This window comes from Streptomyces sp. NPDC005791 (assembly GCF_042871485.1).
Classification (GTDB): domain Bacteria; phylum Actinomycetota; class Actinomycetes; order Streptomycetales; family Streptomycetaceae; genus Streptomyces.
On the sequence record NZ_JBIAIP010000007.1, the window covers coordinates 157858 to 173741 of the forward strand.

The following is a 15884-nucleotide window of genomic DNA, read 5'->3' on the forward strand; positions in this document are numbered from 1 at the left end:
TGTGCGGATGCTCAGCGAGATCCGGACATATCACCCCGTGCGATCACGATCAAACAAAGAACATCATGCGACCTGTTCATTTTCTGAACACAAAGGCGTAGGTTCCGACGGGTTCAGTTCGCGCAACGAAGCGAGTACCCCCCATGCAATATCTGGCCGAAGGGCTCCGGCTCCCCACGAACGGGCTCGATTACACAATCCTGGCGATCTACTTCGTCGTGGTTCTCGGCATCGGCTTCGCCGCCCGGGCAAGTGTGAGGACGAGCCTCGACTTCTTCCTCTCCGGACGGTCGCTGCCCGCCTGGGTGACCGGTCTGGCCTTCGTCGCGGCGAATCTCGGGGCGACCGAGATCCTCGGCATGGCGGCGACCGGCGCGCAGTACGGCGTCGCGGTCGTCCACTGGTACTGGATCGGCGCCATCCCCGCCATGGTCTTCCTCGGCCTGGTGATGATGCCCTTCTACTACCGGTCGAAGGTCCGTTCCGTACCGGAGTTCCTGCTCCAGCGCTTCGACAAGTCGGCGCACCTGCTGAGCTCCGTGCTCTTCGCCTTCGCGGCGATCCTGATCGCCGGCGTGAACCTCTACGCCCTGTCGATCGTCGTGGAAGCGCTGCTGGGCTGGCCGCAGTGGGTCGCGATCGTCGTCGCGGGACTCTTCGTCCTCGTCTACATCACCATCGGCGGTCTCTCCTCCGCGATCTACAACGAGGTACTGCAGTTCTTCGTCATCCTCGCCGCGCTGATCCCGCTGACCCTGCTGGGCCTCAAGCGTGTCGGCGGCTGGGACGGGCTGAGCGGCTCGCTGGAGAAGCAGCACGGCACGGACTTCATGTCCGCCTGGGGCGGTACCGGCATCGGTGACGCCAACCCGCTCGGCGCCAACTGGCTGACGATCATCCTCGGCCTCGGCTTCGTGCTCTCCTTCGGCTACTGGACCACCAACTTCGCCGAGGTGCAGCGCGCCCTGTCCGCGAAGAACCTCTCGGCGGCCAAGCGCACCCCGCTGATCGCCGCCTTCCCGAAGATCTTCATCGTCTTCGCGGTGATGATCCCCGGCCTGGTCGCCGCCGTCGTGGTCCCGAAGATCGGTACCCCCGGCTCGGACCTCACGTACAACGACGCCATACCGCTGCTGATGCAGGAACTCCTGCCCAACGGTGTCCTCGGCATCGCGGTGACCGGTCTGCTGGCCGCGTTCATGGCCGGTATGGCCGCCAACGTGTCCTCGTTCAACACGGTGTTCACCACGGACATATGGCAGCGGTACGTGAAGAAGGACCAGCCCGACGCGTACTACCTGCGCTTCGGCCGGCTGATCACCGCGGTGGGTGTTCTGGCGTCGATCGGCACGGCGTTCATCGCGGCCAGCTTCTCCAACATCATGACGTACCTGCAGACGCTGTTCTCGTTCTTCAACGTCCCGATGTTCGTCGTCTTCATCATCGGCATGTTCTGGAAGCGCGCCTCGATGAAGTCCGGTGTCTGGGGCCTCGTCGCGGGCACCACGGCCGCGATGGTGAACTACTTCGTGATCTACAAGCAGGGCATCATCGACATCCCGTCCGACCAGGGCGCCAACTTCGTGTCCGCGATCGTCGGATTCGTCGCCGGTGCGGTCGTCATGGTCGCCGTCACCCTCTTCACCGCCCCCAAGCCGGAGGCCGAACTGGCCGGTCTGGTCTACGGGACGGAGTCCCCGGACGCCGACGAGGCGCCGGACGAGGGCGACAACGCCTGGTACCGCAAGCCCGCCCTGCTCGGCTGGGGCGCCATCGTCCTCGCCACCCTGTGCTACCTGCCCTACTCGCTCTGATCGGAGGCACTCACCATGTCCGACCTGCACAAGGAAGTCTCCGAGCTGGAGCGCACGTCCGCGACCGCGGCCCGGCTGTTCGACATCCGGCGGATCATCGGCGGTCTCTTCGTGGTCTACGGAGTGATCGTCACCATAGCCGGGATCAACCCGTCCGACGCCGACCTGAAGAAGGCCGAGGGCGTCCACATCAACCTGTGGACCGGCCTGGCCATGCTGGCGCTCGGCCTGTTCTTCCTCATCTGGATGAAGCTGCGCCCGGCCCAGGTGCCGGACGAGGCCCCGGACACACCGGAGAGCTGACCGGCGGCCCCGCGGGGGCCGGGCGGCCACGCGTTCACGCGAGGCCGCCCGGCCCCCGCGGCGTTCCCGACGCCGCCCGGTCGAGCAGTCCCGTACGGGCCGCGAGTGCGGCGGCCTCCAGCCGGGAGCCGACGCCGAGCTTCATCAGCACCCGCTGCACATGCGTGCGCGCGGTGCTCGGCGCGATCTCCATACCGGCGGCGATCAGCCGGGTGTCCTCGCCCTCGGCGACCCGCACCAGCACCTCGACCTCGCGCGGGGTCAGCATCCGCAGCAGTCGCTGTCCCTCGTCGTCCGGCTGGACCGCCGGATGCAGCATCTCGGTGAAGGCGCCCCGCAGCAGCTGCGGGGAGACCGCGACCTCTCCCGCACGGGCCTTGATCATGGCCCGCTCGACGCCCTCGATGCGTTCGTCGTGGCGGACGTAACCGGCCGCACCGGCGGCGAAGGCCGCGGCGATGCCGCGCGGGCTCGGCACCGGACCGAGCACCACCACCGCGACCTGGGGCCGTTCCCTTGCGATCCGTACGATCGGGTCGAACGCACCGGGTTCGGCGGGCGCCGACGTACCGAACAGGCAGACCTCCGGCGCCCTGCTGACGACCAGTTCCGCGGCCCCGGACGTCGGCGCGGCCGCGGCGAGCACCCGATGTCCCCGCAGTTTCAGCGCCGAGGCGAGTGCCTCGGCGAGCAGACGGTGGTCGTCGACCACCATGAGCCGCACGACCATCGGAAACGCCCCCATGTGTGCAGCGCCGTACCGCTGCGTGAAGCTGAACAGGCCCCCCGGCCCCTCTGACCCGGCAAGTTACACGCTTGTTCGACGTGGCGCGCCCCCTACTGGTCAGCGGCCCCCCAGAATGTCGAATTCTGCGTCATCCGGGACTACTTGGCCGTCGGAAAACGATCGGCCCTGCCGGTCTGATGATCAACCGGCAGGGCCGTGGCTGCCGGCCCGGGAGCGGGCCGGGCGGGTCAGACGGTGCTGAAGGACACCACGAGGAACTGCTTGTCATCCGGTGAACCGGACTTGCTGGGCTCGCTGACCATCCTCTCGGAGATGAACAGCCGCCCCTTTTCGTAGATGAACTCGGCGTAGTCGACGGAGAAGCTGGTCTCCGCGTCGACGACCGCCTCGTCGTCCGGATTGACCATCAGGACGGTCTCCTCGAAGGTGGAGCCGTCGATGGAGACGATCTGGCCGCCCTTGTCGTACGGGGGCTGCTTGTACGCGATGACGTCGGAGCCGTCCATGCGCAGCGGGGTCAGCGTGTAGCGGTCGCCCGCGTCCGCCCTGCCTCCGACGAGCTTGCCGGTGGTGAGGTCGAAGGCGACGATCTCGTTGGTGTCGCCGTACTCGCCGCCGCCCTCGTGCTCCTCGGTCGGCACGTAGATCCTGTTGTTGCCGACGGCGAGTGAGCCGCACTGCTCGACCTCGGTGGAGCCGCACTCCGCGGCGTACTTGTCCGCGTCGGCCGAGATACGGACGATGAGCTTGCCGGTGGCCGCGTCGATGGAGAAGAAGTCCGAGATGCTGCTGCCGTCGCCGGCGGTTTCGCCGACGTCGGCCGCGACGACGAGCGGCTTGGTGGAGACGATGCTCGCGTACTCGACGCCGGCCGGCATGCTGTACGAGGACAGCGGTGCGCCGGTGCTCGGGTTCAGCGCCTGGACGGTGAGCTGCGGGGTGTCGTAGCTGCCGCACTTGCGGACCACGGCGAGGGCTTCGCCGCCGCCGTAGCCCATGTCGTAGCAGTTGTCGGCGTCGGCCTTCGGCTTCCAGAGCTCGGCGCCGTTCGCGAGGTTGAAGGCGGCGCCGCCGCTGGTCCCGCCCGCGGCGACCGTCGTGCCGCTGAGCGTCACCTCGCCGAACCTGACGGGCTCGTCACCGCTGGAGGCCGAGGTGACGGACTTGCTCCACATGAGCTTGCCGGTGGCCAGGTCGAGTGCGCCGACCTGGGTGCAGGAGGGGTACTTGTCCGCGGCGCTCGGTTTGGCGTCCTGGAAGGCGATGGCCGTCTTGTAGTCCTTGCTCATGTGCCGGGACGCGGCGCAGACCTGGCCGGTCAGCGGGATCGACCACAGCTTGGTGCCCTTGGCGATGTCGTAACCGACGATCTCGTACACGCCGCTCTTCACGTACGCCTTGTCCGTGACCCAGGAACCGAAGACGGCCGTGGTGTCGGTGACCTTCGGGTGCGGAAGCTGGAAGCCGACCTTGGACTTGGTGTCGGCCGGGGCCTTCTCGGTGCCTCCGCCCGGGCCCGCGCCCTCGCCGCCCTTGCCTTCACCGCCGTTGGTTCCGGCCGAGGACGCCTCGTCCTGCTTGCCGTCGTCGCTGCCGCCGGAGGCGTAGAAGACACCGCCGCCGACGATCAGCACCACGGCGACGACCGCTGCGACGATGATCTGCGTCTGGGTGGTGAACTTCTTGCCGCCGCCCTGGTGGGGGCCGGGGTACTGAGGCTGCATCGGTGCGGTCGGGTAGCCGTACCCCTGCTGCCCGGGAGGCGGCGCCTGCGGGAAGCCGTAGCCGGGCTGGGTGGGCGGCTGGCCGGGAGGCGGCGCCTGCGGGTAGCCGTACGCCGGGTTCTGCGGCGGCTGCCCGGGCGCGGCCGGCGGCGGGGTGGGCGGACTGCCGTAACCGCCGGGGGGCGGCGGGGTGGGGGCGCCGAACCCGCCGGGGGGCGGGTCCTGCGGTGCGCCGAATCCGCCCTGGGGCGGTTCGTTGGGCGGCTGAGTCATGGCGTGCGTACCTCTGCGGAGTCTGAGAAGAAGGGGTGGCGGTTGCCGTCGTCGGCCGTCACTTGCCGAAGGCCATCATGGTCGTCTGCTCTTGTTCTTCCTCGTCGTTGCTCGCGCTGACGCGGTTGCTGACGATGAAGGAGCGGCCGCCCGCGTAGAGGGTCTCGGACGAGAAGAAGTTCTCGATGCCGGTCGTCGAGTCCGGGTGCTGCAGCAGCACCTTGGGCGCGCCTCCGGTGGGTGCGATCGTCGCGATCGCCCCGCCCTTGTCGTACGAGGGCTCCAGGTAGACCAGGACGTTCCCGCCTTCCATGCGGAGCGGCTTCATGGTGCGCTCGGCGGGGGCCGCGGCCTTCCACTTGGTCTTGCCGGTGTTCAGGTCGAACGCGATGACCGCGTTGGTGCGCGCGGAGCCGCTGGTGTCGTCCTCGGTCATCATGTAGAAGGTGTTGGCGTCGGCCGCGAGGCCGCTGCAGCCCTCCAGCTGCCCGCCGAAGACCACGAAGCCGCCTCCGCAGTCGACGGAGAGCTTGTCCCCCTTGTCACTGATCAGCTGGGAACGGAGCGTTCCGTCCTCCTTGAGCGCGAGGATGCCCCACTTCTTCTCCTCGCGCTGGGTCAGCGAGACGACGAGAGGGCTCACCGAGTAGACCTTGTCGACCTCCCAGCCGACCTTGGGCTCGTAGGTCCACTTGGCCTTCCCGGTGGTCGGGTCGAGCTCCTGGACCTGCTGCTTCGGGGGGTCCCCGTACTCGGTGCGGCAGCTGGTCGCGGCGATCAGCTTGGGGCCGCCGGCGAAGGCGAACGGCTGGCAGCCGGCCGACGGGTTGCCGAACAGTTCCTTGCCGTCGCTGACGCGGTAGGCGTTGGAGTTGCTCGTGCGGCCGACGGCCACGGTGTCACCGCTGATCGCGATACCGATGTCGGACAGCAGGTCGAAGTTGCCGTTCTTCTTGACCGCCTTCTTCCAGCCGGCCTTGCCGGTGTTGAGGTCGATCATCTGCAGGTCGGCGCAGGTGGCCTTGTCCGTGGTGCCGTTCTTCACGCCGATGACGATCTTGCCGTCGGCGGTGGCCGTCCCGGGTGCCGCGCACATGTCGGCGGGCAGCGGAAGCTTCCACTTCTCCTTGCCGTCGGCCACCGAGTAACCGACGACCGACCGGTACATGCCCTTGACGATCGTGTCCCCGACGATCCACGGACCGTACACGTCCGCGCCGTTGCGCGGCAGGTCGATGTCGTTCGCCGTGAGCCAGAGGACCTTCGCCTCGCCCGCCTTGCGCCCGGCGTTCAGGTCGTCGTTCACCTCGCGGCCGTCGCCCTTGCCGTCCCCTTGGTCGACGGTGGGCGACACGCTCGGATCGGGGGCGCCGCTGCTGGACTTGGCGACGGGATCCTTCTCGTCGCCGCCACCGCTCGTGGCGAGGTAGATGCCGCCGCCGACGACGAGGAGCGCGGCGAGCGCCGCACCGATGATGACGGCGGGCTTGCCCTTGAAGGGGCCGCCGCCGGAGCCGCCGGGCACGGGCGCACCGGGGTACTGCTGCTGCGGATAGCCGTAACCGGGCTGCTGACCGTACGGGCCGGGCTGCTGGGCGTACGGCCCGGCGGGGGCGCCGTACGGGCCGGAGGGGGCGCCGCCGTACGGCCCGGGCTGCTGGGCGTACGGGCCGGGAGCCGCCTGACCCGGCGCCTGGGGGTAGCCGTGACCGGGCTGCGCACCAGGGGCCTGCGGGTAGCCGTACCCCGGCTGCGCGGGGGGAGGCGTCTGCGGGGGCGCGGGCGGCATCTGCGGCGGGGCCGCAGGGGGTGAGTGCGGCTGGGGCGGCTGAGGAGGAGTGCCCTGAGGTTCCTGCGGAGCCCCGAAGCCCCCCTGCGGCGGTTGCTGGCTGGGCGGCTGGGTCATCAGCACGTCCCCCTTCGTGCGGTCCGGTGCCCGGTCCGGTCTCCCCCGCGATTCCGCTGGGCTCAGAGGATCAGGTACAGAAAATCTCTGAATTCCCCCCGGAAAGGAGCGAATCGGGCATGGGTTCCGCGGCGTTACGACAGTCGAGCGGGGCTTCTTTGTACCACCCGGACCGCCCCGGACCCCGGTTCGGTCCACCCCCTGTTCCCAAGGGTGGACCGGCCCGTGATGCCGTCGTTATCCGCCTGGCGTGGCCATGTGAGGCCCCCGTACCCGACGTGCCGTCAGGGCCTGTTCAGGCCTCCTCGGCCAGATCCAGCCACCGCATCTCCAACACGTCCCGCTCCGCGACCAGTTCGCGCAGCTCGGCGTCGAGCTGGGCGACCTTCTCGAAGTCGGTGGCGTTGTCGGCGATCTGCGCGTGCAGCGTCGTCTCCCGCGTCGACATCTTGTCGAGCTGCCGCTCCACCTTCTGCAGTTCCTTCTTCGCGGCACGCGCCGCCTGCGGGGAGATCGCCTCGGCCGGTGCCGGCCTGGGTGCCGAGGACGCGGCGGCGGAGGCGGGCGTGGCCGTCTCCTCCATGCGCTGCCTTCGCTCGATGTACTCGTCGATGCCGCGCGGCAGCATCCGCAGCGCCTGGTCGCCGAGGAGCGCCATCACCCGGTCCGTGGTCCGCTCGACGAAGAACCGGTCGTGGGAGATCACGATCATCGAGCCGGGCCAGCCGTCGAGGAGGTCCTCCAGCTGGGTCAGGGTCTCGATGTCCAGGTCGTTGGTGGGCTCGTCGAGGAAGAGGACGTTGGGCTCGTCCATCAGCAGACGGAGGATCTGCAGCCGTCGCCGCTCACCACCGGACAGGTCGCCGACGGGCGTCCACTGCTTCTCCTTGGCGAAGCCGAACTGCTCGCAGAGCTGACCGGCCGTCATCTCGCGTCCCTTGCCCAGGTCGACCCGGTCACGCACCTGCTGGACGGCTTCGAGCACCCGCAGGTTCGGGTCGAGCTCCGCGACCTCCTGGGAGAGGTAGGCGAGCTTCACGGTCTTGCCGACGACGATCCTGCCGGCGGCGGGCTGTACGTCGCCCTGGCTGCGGGACGCCTCGGTGAGCGCCCGCAGCAGCGAGGTCTTGCCCGCGCCGTTGACGCCGACCAGGCCGATGCGGTCACCGGGGCCGAGCTGCCACGTGAGGTGGGTGAGCAGGGTCTTGGGCCCGGCCTGGACGGTCACGTCCTCCAGGTCGAAGACGGTCTTGCCGAGCCGGGCGTTGGCGAACTTCATCAGCTCGCTGGTGTCGCGCGGGGGCGGCACGTCGGCGATCAGCTCGTTGGCCGCCTCGATGCGGTAGCGGGGCTTGGACGTACGGGCGGGTGCGCCGCGCCGCAGCCACGCCAGCTCCTTGCGCATCAGGTTCTGCCGCTTGGACTCCTCGGTCGCGGCGATCCGCTCGCGCTCGGCCCGCGCGAACACGTAGTCGCTGTATCCGCCCTCGTACTCGTGGACGCTGCCCCGCTGGACGTCCCACATGCGGGTGCAGACCTGGTCCAGGAACCACCGGTCGTGGGTGACGCAGACGAGCGCGGAGCGCCGGGTCCGCAGGTGTCCGGCCAGCCAGGAGATGCCCTCGACGTCGAGGTGGTTGGTGGGCTCGTCGAGCACGATCAGGTCCTGCTCGGCGATGAGCAGCTTCGCCAGCGCGATCCGGCGCCGCTCACCGCCGGAGAGCGGGGCGATGACGGTGTCCAGGCCGTGCTCGAACCCGGGGAGGGCGAGGCCGCCGAAGAGCCCGGTCAGCACATCACGGATCTTGGCGCTGCCGGCCCACTCGTGGTCCTCGAGATCACCGATGACCTCGTGCCGGATGGTGGCCGTCGGGTCCAGCGAGTCGTGCTGGGTGAGGACACCGAGGCGCAGTCCGCCGTTGTGGGTGACCCGGCCGGTGTCCGCCTCCTCCAGCTTGGCGAGCATCCGGATGAGCGTCGTCTTGCCGTCGCCGTTGCGGCCGACGACGCCGATCCGGTCGCCCTCGGACACCCCGAGGGATACACCGTCGAGCAGGGCACGGGTGCCGTACACCTTGCTGACCTGCTCGACATTGACCAGATTGACGGCCATTTCACTCCTGCCTAGGTGGCCCCTGCGTCGGGGGCCGCTCGACGTCCCAGAGTAGTCGCCGCGCGGGGTGCGATAGCGTGCGGCGATCGATCATGGGAGTAACCCCAGGTCGGAGCGGTACGGAACATCTCTGGGGTGGGGACTTCATGATGCGTCACGCGATACGGGCTCTGCTTCCGGCCGCCCTGGCTACTGCGGTGCTGGCCGGCTGTTCGTCGTCCGGCGGCGGCACGGACACCGCTGCGGACACCGGCGGGAACGGCGCCGCCGCCCCCACGACGGCGACGGCGAGCGCCGCGCCGGAGAAGGGCGGCACGCTCGGCGGCGCGGGCTCGGCCTGCGAGCTGCCGGTGACGTTCGAGCTGGCGCCGGACTGGAAGCCGCAGCCCGTGGACTTCGATCCCGCCTCCGAGTTCGCGGAACTGGGGCAGCAGGGCTCGGCCACCATGGTCTGCGAGATCGACGCCAAACCGGCCGGGAACATCGGCTTCCTCCGGGTCTGGCAGGGCAAGGGTTCCGGCACCACGTCGCGAGCGGCGCTGGAGGACTTCGTGGCCGGTGACGGGAGCGCGTCCGAGCCGTCGTACGCGGCGACCGGAGCCGGGTCGGTAGCGGTCACGGAGGTCACCTACACGGTGACCTCCGTACTGCTGGACGAACCGCAGACGGCACGCGCCTTCGCCGTCGCGACGCCGGCCGGCCCGGTGGTGGTGCACCTGGGCGGGCTGGACTCCCAGGAGCACGAGGAGATGCTTCCGGCGTACGAGCTGGCGAAGGCGACCCTGAAGCTGGGCTGACAGGTCACCGCACCGTGGCGCCCGCCGCCGGTGACGCCGCCACCCGCGCGCTGCGGCAGGTGCCGGAGGCCAGCAGGGCGTCCGCCACCTTCCGCGCCGACGCCTCGTCCGCGACGAGGAACGCGGTGGTCGGCCCGGAACCGGAGACGAGCGCCGCCAGGGCGCCGGCGGCGGTGCCCGCCGCGAGGGTGTCCGCCAGCGAGGGGCGCAGGGAGAGGGCGGCGGCCTGGAGGTCGTTGCCGAGGGCGCCCGCGAGCGCGGTGGTGTCGCCCTTGCGCAGGGCGGTCAGGAGTGCGGAGGACGCGGCCGGTTCGGGCACCCGGGTGCCGGCGGTGAGCCGGTCGAACTCGCCGTACACGGCGGGGGTGGAGAGCCCGCCGTCGGCGACGGCGAAGACCCAGTGGAAGGTGCCGCCGACCTCGACGGGGGTCAGCTGCTCACCGCGGCCGACACCGAGGGCGGCCCCGCCGACCAGGCTGAACGGCACGTCGCTGCCCAGCTCCGCGCAGATCTCCAGGAGCTCCTCCTGGCTCGCGCCGGTGCCCCACAGGGCGTCGCAGGCCAGCAGGGCGGCGGCTCCGTCGGCGCTGCCGCCCGCCATGCCACCGGCCACGGGGATGTCCTTGGCGATGTGGAGGTGGACGTCGGGGGCGAGTCCGTACCGGGCGGCCAGGGCGATCGCGGCGCGGGCCGCCAGGTTGGTGGCGTCCAGCGGGACCTGTGCGGCGTCCGGTCCGGCGCAGGTGACGCGCAGGGCGTCGGCCGGGGTGACGGTGACCTCGTCGTACAGGCCTACGGCGAGGAAGACGTTGGCCAGGTCGTGGAAGCCGTCCGGGCGGGCGGCGCCCACCGCGAGCTGCACGTTGACCTTGGCGGGAACGCGGACGGTGACGCTGCGGGTCATGCGGAGGGCTCCGGCTTGTTCTCGGCGATGGCGGCGAACTCCTCGACGGTCAGTGCCTCGCCCCGGGCCTGCGGCGAGATCCCCGCGGCGGTCAGGGCCGCCTCGGCGGCGGGCGCCGAGCCGGCCCAGCCGGCCAGGGCGGCGCGCAGCGTCTTGCGGCGCTGGGCGAAGGCGGCGTCCACGACGGCGAAGACCTCGGTACGGCTCGCGGTGGTACGGATCGGTTCCGTACGCCGGACCAGGGACACCAGGCCCGAGTCGACGTTGGGCGCGGGCCAGAACACGGTGCGGCCGATGGACCCGGCGCGCTTGACGTCGGCGTACCAGTTGGCCTTGACGGAGGGCACGCCGTAGACCTTGTTGCCGGGCCGGGCTGCCAGCCGGTCGGCGACCTCGGCCTGCACCATGACGAGCGTCCGCTCGATGGTGGGGAAGCGCTCCAGCATGGTGAGCAGGACCGGCACGGCGACGTTGTACGGAAGGTTGGCGACGAGTGCGGTCGGCGCCGGGCCGGGCAGTTCGGTGACCAGCATCGCGTCCGAGTGGACGAGGGCGAAGCGTTCGGCGCGCTCCGGGAGCCGGGCGGCGACCGTGGCCGGCAGCGCTCCCGCGAGCACGTCGTCGATCTCCACGGCGACGACCCGGTCGGCCGCCTCGAGCAGGGCCAGGGTCAGCGAGCCCAGACCGGGGCCGACCTCGACCACCACGTCGTCGGGCCGCACCTCGGCGGTCCGTACGATCCTGCGGACCGTGTTGGCGTCGATGACGAAGTTCTGACCGCGCTGCTTGGTGGGGCGTACGCCCAGCGCTGCGGCCAGCTCGCGGATGTCTGCGGGGCCCAGGAGGGCGTCGGGCTCTGTGGTGCTCACCCGTTAAGCCTACGGCCGCCACGGTGACCGGGGAGCGCCGCCCGGCAGGGGCCGGACACCGTGTGTCTCCCGGAGGGCGACGACCTCGTCACCGTGCGGTCGCCACCTTCCGAAGACGTAGGACCACCCTGTGTCGACCGGGGTGCGACGCCCCTCGGAAGACGCCCCTCAGAAGTCGAACGCACGCGCGGTGTTGTCGTAGACGGTGGCCGCCAGGGTGTCCTCGTCGGTCCCTCTCACCTCCGCCATGGCACGGAGTGTGACCGGGATCAGATAGGGCGCGTTGGGCCGTCCGCGGTACGGGGCGGGGGTGAGGAACGGCGCGTCCGTCTCGACGAGCACGAGCTCGGCGGGGGCGACGGCCAGCGCGTCGCGCAGCGGCTGCGCGTTCTTGAAGGTGACGTTGCCCGCGAAGGACATGAAGTACCCGGCCGCCGCGCAGATCCGGGCCATGTCGGCGTCCCCGGAGTAGCAGTGGAAGACGGTCCGCTCCGGCGCGCCCGCGTCGGCGAGGATGCGCAGGACGTCCGCGTGGGCCTCACGGTCGTGGATGACCAGGGCCTTGCCGTGCCGCTTGGCGATCTCGATGTGCGCCCGGAAGGACTCCTCCTGGGCGGCCATGCCCTCGGGGCCCGTACGGAAGTGGTCGAGGCCCGTCTCACCGACACCGCGTACGTGGTCGAGGGCGGCCAGCGCGTCGATCTCGGCGAGCGCGTCGTGCAGCGCGGTCTGCCCGCCCGGCTCCCTGGCCCCCTGCCGCGCGGAGCCCTCCGGGTCCCCGTGGACGATGCGTGGCGCCTCGTTGGGGTGCAGGGCGACGGAGGCGTGCACGGACGGGTGCGCGGCGGCGGTCTCGGCGGCCCAGTGCGAGCCCTTCACGTCGCAGCCCACCTGGACGACCGCGGTCACGTTGACGGCCGCGGCCCGTGCGAGGCCCTCCTCGACGGTTCCGTCCTGCATGTCCAGGTGGGTGTGCGAATCGGCGACCGGGACCCTGAGGGGTTCGGGCAGCGGCGGGGCGTCGGTACGGCTCATGCCGACGACTCTACGAGGCCCGTGGCCCTCTCCGGGGCGCCGGTCCCGGCGCGGGCCCCGGCGTGGGTCTCAGCGCCGGTGGAAGGGGTGCAGCAGATCCGACAGCTGCCAGTGGCGTGGCGCGGGGCCGGGGGCCGGCCCGGTGGCGGCGACCACCGTCTCCCCGCCGGACACGTCCTGGCCGGCCTTCGCGGGATGCGTGGCGTACTGGCGCTGGAGCAGCTGCTGCACGGTCGAGACGCGGCCGGCGCGCATGATCCGGACCACATGGCCGCCGCAGTTCGCGCACGTCGGGGTGGACAGGGGTGAGGGCACGCGCTCCCCGTCCGCCCTGTAGACCACGAACGCGTTGCCCGAACCGTCGACGTGGTGCTCTATCGCGTAGGCCTGTTCCCAGCCGTGCCCACACCTCATGCAGGCGAACGCGTACGCCTCGTGCACGGTGGTTGCCGCTGTCTCACTCATGCCTGCTCCTCTTGTCCGTGGGACAAGCACTCCGGACAAGCACTCCGGATGGTGCGTTCCACCCTCAAGTGGACGCCTTCACCGGCGGCGAAGCACCAGGCCTGCCGAGTGTTGGGACGCTTTTGGCCTATCCATGGCCCAGGGGCCGGGTACACGGCCCGGGCTTTACCTTTCAGGTTAGTCCTTTGCCCTGTTCCTGGCCGGTCCGAGCCGCGTTCTTTGCCGCGACCACCGCATCGAACACCTCGCGCTTGGGCAGCCCCGCCTCGGCCGCGACCGCGGCGATGGCCTCCTTGCGCCGCTCCCCCGCCTCTTCACGCACCTGCACCCTGCGCACCAGCTCGGCAGCGTCCAGACCTTCGTTCCCGGAGTCCGTGGCGCCCTCGACCACGACGGTGATCTCGCCGCGCACACCGTCGGCCGCCCAGACCGCCAGCTCGCCCAGCGGGCCGCGCTTCACTTCCTCGTACGTCTTGGTCAGTTCGCGGCACACGGCGGCCCTGCGGTCCGCTCCGAAGACCTCGGCCATCGCGGCCAGGGTGTCGTCCAGGCGGTGCGGGGCCTCGAAGAAGACCATCGTGCGGCGCTCGTCGGCGACCTCGCGCAGCTTCCCGAGCCGCTCGCCGGCCTTGCGGGGCAGGAAGCCCTCGAAGCAGAAGCGGTCCACGGGCAGAGCGGACAGCGCCAGCGCGGTCAGCACGGCCGACGGGCCCGGTACGGCGGTCACCTTGATGTCCCGCTCCACGGCCGCGGCGACGAGCCGGTAGCCGGGGTCGGAGACGGACGGCATCCCGGCGTCGGTGACGAGCAGGACGCGCGCCCCGCCTGCCAGCGCCTCGACGAGTTCGGGCGTACGCGCCGACTCGTTGCCCTCGAAGTAGGACACGACACGCCCCGTCGTGTGAATGCCCAGCGCCTGGGTGAGCCGGCGCAGCCGCCGGGTGTCCTCGGCGGCCACCACATCGGCCGACTCCAGCTCGGCGGCGAGCCGTGGCGGGGCGTCCGCCACATCGCCGATGGGGGTCCCTGCGAGTACGAGCGTTCCAGTCGTTCCAGTCACATCGGCCATCCTCCCAGCACGGGCGGCACCACTCGCACGGATGCGTTCCCTACGATGGCGCGGTGACGAGTACTGCGCCCGAGGCCCAGCAGGGCAACGACGCCGGGGATCACACCGGCGACCAGCCGCCTTCCTGGCAGCAGCGGCTGCGCCGCTTCGGCCATTCCCCACGGCCGGAGACGGGGCTGCGCGAGCGCCTGGTCCCGCCCTACACCCGTCCCGGACGGCAGTTCTGGAAGGTGCTCGCCGTGCCGCCCGTCCTGGCCGGCCATCTGGTGCGCTGGTCCGCCTGGGGCGGTCCGCTGCTGGTCGCCCTGGTCGCCGGGGTCCTGCGCTTCTGGAACCTGGGCAGCCCGGAGGCGGTGATATTCGACGAGACGTACTACGCCAAGGACGCCTGGGCCCTGGTCAACCAGGGTTACGAGGGTTCCTGGCCCAAGGAGGTCGACGAGCGGATCCTGAACGATCCGTCCTCGGTCGACATCCCGGTGGACCCGGGGTACGTCGTCCACCCGCCGGTCGGCAAGTGGATCATCGGGCTCGGCGAACAGCTCTTCGGCTTCACCCCGTTCGGCTGGCGCTTCATGGTGGCGCTGCTCGGCACGGTCTCGGTCCTGATGCTGTGCCGCATCGGCCGCCGCCTGTTCCGCTCGACGTTCCTGGGCTGCCTGGCGGGCATCCTGCTGGCCGTGGACGGGCTGCACTTCGTGATGAGCCGCACCGCGCTGCTCGACCTGGTGCTGATGTTCTTCGTGCTCGCGGCCTTCGGCTGCTTCCTCGTCGACCGTGACCGGTCCCGCCGCAAGCTGGCCGCGGCTCTCCCGGTCGACGAGGAGGGGCTGCTGCGCCCCGACGCCCACATCGCCGAAACGCTCCGCCTCGGGTGGCGTCCGTGGCGGATCGCGGCCGGTCTGATGCTCGGCCTGGCCTTCGCGACGAAGTGGAACGGGCTCTACATCCTGGCCGCGTTCGGTGTGATGGTGGTGCTCTGGGACGTCGGCGCACGGCGCACCGCGGGCGCGGTGCAGCCGTACCGGGCGGTGGTCCTCAAGGACCTGCTGCCCGCGTTCGTCTCCACGGTGCCGGTCGCGATCGGCACGTACGTCGTCTCGTGGACCGGCTGGATCGTCACGGACAAGGGCTACTACCGCGACTGGGCGGCCACCGAAGGCAAGGGCGGCAACTGGACCTGGCTCCCGGACTGGCTGCGCAGCCTGTGGCACTACGAGAACCAGGTCTACGACTTCCACGTCGGCCTGACGTCCGGCCATACGTACGAGTCCAACCCGTGGAGCTGGATCGTGCTCGGCCGGCCCGTCTCGTACTTCTACGAGGAGAAGACGGGCTGCCTGACGTCCGAGACCGGCAAGTGCGCCCGCGAGGTCCTGGCGCTCGGGACCCCGCTGCTCTGGTGGGCGGCCTGCGTGGCGCTGGTGTACGTGCTGTGGCGCTGGGCCTTCCGCCGGGACTGGCGGGCCGGCGCGATCGCGTGCGGGGTGGCGGCGGGCTGGGTGCCCTGGTTCTTCTACCAGGAGCGGACGATCTTCCTCTTCTACGCGGTCGTGTTCGTGCCCTTCCTGTGCCTGGCGGTCACGATGATGATCGGCGCCCTGCTGGGCCCGGCGGCCGGCACGGGCACCAGACACCGCCTCGGCATGGACACCGGCGACCCTGCCGGCGAGCGCAGGCGCACGCTGGGCGCGATCGCGGCGGGCGTCCTGGTCCTGCTGATCGTCTGGAACTTCGTCTACTTCTGGCCGCTCTACACGGGCACGTCGATCCCGGACACCTCCTGGCGCGACCGGATGTGGCTGGACACCTGGGTGTAGCGGGGTTGATGCGTGACCGGGGCGGGCCGCACGGCGCCGAGGAA

13 protein-coding genes are annotated in these 15884 nt (G+C 70.7%); 4 read left to right on the top strand and 9 right to left on the bottom strand.

All coding sequences use genetic code 11. The features are described 5' to 3' along the window. Window positions 1–143 precede the first annotated feature (143 nt). Entirely contained in the window at window positions 144–1814 is a 1671-nt protein-coding gene (locus ACFYSH_RS16080; RefSeq protein WP_359476973.1) for a sodium:solute symporter family protein, read from the top strand. Window positions 1815–1829: 15 nt separating this feature from the next. Next, on the top strand, window positions 1830–2117 hold the full coding sequence (locus ACFYSH_RS16085) for a hypothetical protein (RefSeq protein WP_359476970.1): 288 nt from the start codon (window positions 1830–1832) through the stop codon (window positions 2115–2117). A gap of 34 nt (window positions 2118–2151) precedes the next feature. On the opposite strand, the gene ACFYSH_RS16090 is transcribed toward ACFYSH_RS16085, so the two are convergent. The 4 genes from ACFYSH_RS16090 to ACFYSH_RS16105 form a co-directional block, all read right to left on the bottom strand. Next, complete coding sequence (locus ACFYSH_RS16090; RefSeq protein WP_388753313.1) at window positions 2152–2847, bottom strand: LuxR C-terminal-related transcriptional regulator; 696 nt, start codon at window positions 2845–2847, stop codon at window positions 2152–2154. Window positions 2848–3092: 245 nt separating this feature from the next. Then, window positions 3093–4862, bottom strand: a complete 1770-nt coding sequence (locus tag ACFYSH_RS16095; protein ID WP_388752991.1) for a PQQ-binding-like beta-propeller repeat protein — start codon at window positions 4860–4862, stop codon at window positions 3093–3095. Window positions 4863–4920: 58 nt separating this feature from the next. After that, window positions 4921–6768 carry a PQQ-binding-like beta-propeller repeat protein gene (locus ACFYSH_RS16100; protein ID WP_388752994.1) on the bottom strand — a complete coding sequence of 616 codons (1848 nt, stop codon included), beginning with the start codon at window positions 6766–6768 and terminating at the stop codon, window positions 4921–4923. Between the two features lie 295 nt (window positions 6769–7063). Further along, on the bottom strand, window positions 7064–8881 hold the full coding sequence (locus ACFYSH_RS16105; protein ID WP_388752997.1) for an ABC-F family ATP-binding cassette domain-containing protein: 1818 nt from the start codon (window positions 8879–8881) through the stop codon (window positions 7064–7066). Between the two features lie 146 nt (window positions 8882–9027). Here ACFYSH_RS16105 and ACFYSH_RS16110 point away from each other — a divergent pair, with 146 nt between their 5' ends. Further along, window positions 9028–9678, top strand: coding sequence for a lipoprotein (locus ACFYSH_RS16110; protein WP_388753000.1), 651 nt, complete (start codon window positions 9028–9030; stop codon window positions 9676–9678). 4 nt (window positions 9679–9682) lie between these two features. Here the strand turns inward: ACFYSH_RS16110 and ACFYSH_RS16115 are convergent, their stop codons facing one another. The 5 genes from ACFYSH_RS16115 to rsmI form a co-directional block, all read right to left on the bottom strand. Further along, on the bottom strand, window positions 9683–10582 hold the full coding sequence (locus ACFYSH_RS16115; protein ID WP_359478170.1) for a 4-(cytidine 5'-diphospho)-2-C-methyl-D-erythritol kinase: 900 nt from the start codon (window positions 10580–10582) through the stop codon (window positions 9683–9685). Beyond that, window positions 10579–11451 carry a 16S rRNA (adenine(1518)-N(6)/adenine(1519)-N(6))-dimethyltransferase RsmA gene (gene rsmA, locus ACFYSH_RS16120; RefSeq protein ID WP_388753003.1) on the bottom strand — a complete coding sequence of 291 codons (873 nt, stop codon included), beginning with the start codon at window positions 11449–11451 and terminating at the stop codon, window positions 10579–10581. The genes ACFYSH_RS16115 and rsmA overlap by 4 nt, the downstream gene beginning before the upstream one ends. Window positions 11452–11619: 168 nt before the next feature. Next, the gene (locus ACFYSH_RS16125) at window positions 11620–12486 is read right to left on the bottom strand and encodes a TatD family hydrolase (RefSeq protein ID WP_388753006.1); all 867 of its coding nucleotides are present in this window, start codon (window positions 12484–12486) and stop codon (window positions 11620–11622) included. 69 nt (window positions 12487–12555) lie between these two features. After that, window positions 12556–12951 carry a hypothetical protein gene (locus ACFYSH_RS16130; RefSeq protein ID WP_388753009.1) on the bottom strand — a complete coding sequence of 132 codons (396 nt, stop codon included), beginning with the start codon at window positions 12949–12951 and terminating at the stop codon, window positions 12556–12558. Window positions 12952–13123: 172 nt separating this feature from the next. Continuing rightward, complete coding sequence (gene rsmI, locus ACFYSH_RS16135) at window positions 13124–14020, bottom strand: 16S rRNA (cytidine(1402)-2'-O)-methyltransferase (RefSeq protein WP_388753012.1); 897 nt, start codon at window positions 14018–14020, stop codon at window positions 13124–13126. 53 nt (window positions 14021–14073) lie between these two features. Here rsmI and ACFYSH_RS16140 point away from each other — a divergent pair, with 53 nt between their 5' ends. After that, window positions 14074–15840, top strand: a complete 1767-nt coding sequence (locus tag ACFYSH_RS16140; protein WP_388753015.1) for a dolichyl-phosphate-mannose--protein mannosyltransferase — start codon at window positions 14074–14076, stop codon at window positions 15838–15840. Window positions 15841–15884: the final 44 nt, after the last annotated feature.

Excerpts from the sequence above, each read along its gene's own strand:
- ACFYSH_RS16080 (WP_359476973.1), top strand. The coding sequence starts at position 144 with ATGCAATATCTGGCCGAAGGGCTCCGGCTCCCCACGAACGGGCTCGAT.
- ACFYSH_RS16085 (WP_359476970.1), top strand. The coding sequence starts at position 1,830 with ATGTCCGACCTGCACAAGGAAGTCTCCGAGCTGGAGCGCACGTCCGCG.
- ACFYSH_RS16090 (WP_388753313.1), bottom strand. The coding sequence starts at position 2,847 with ATGGTCGTGCGGCTCATGGTGGTCGACGACCACCGTCTGCTCGCCGAG.
- ACFYSH_RS16095 (WP_388752991.1), bottom strand. The coding sequence starts at position 4,862 with ATGACTCAGCCGCCCAACGAACCGCCCCAGGGCGGATTCGGCGCACCG.
- ACFYSH_RS16100 (WP_388752994.1), bottom strand. The coding sequence starts at position 6,768 with ATGACCCAGCCGCCCAGCCAGCAACCGCCGCAGGGGGGCTTCGGGGCT.
- ACFYSH_RS16105 (WP_388752997.1), bottom strand. The coding sequence starts at position 8,881 with ATGGCCGTCAATCTGGTCAATGTCGAGCAGGTCAGCAAGGTGTACGGC.
- ACFYSH_RS16110 (WP_388753000.1), top strand. The coding sequence starts at position 9,028 with ATGATGCGTCACGCGATACGGGCTCTGCTTCCGGCCGCCCTGGCTACT.
- ACFYSH_RS16115 (WP_359478170.1), bottom strand. The coding sequence starts at position 10,582 with ATGACCCGCAGCGTCACCGTCCGCGTTCCCGCCAAGGTCAACGTGCAG.
- ACFYSH_RS16125 (WP_388753006.1), bottom strand. The coding sequence starts at position 12,486 with ATGAGCCGTACCGACGCCCCGCCGCTGCCCGAACCCCTCAGGGTCCCG.
- ACFYSH_RS16130 (WP_388753009.1), bottom strand. The coding sequence starts at position 12,951 with ATGAGTGAGACAGCGGCAACCACCGTGCACGAGGCGTACGCGTTCGCC.
- rsmI (WP_388753012.1), bottom strand. The coding sequence starts at position 14,020 with ATGGCCGATGTGACTGGAACGACTGGAACGCTCGTACTCGCAGGGACC.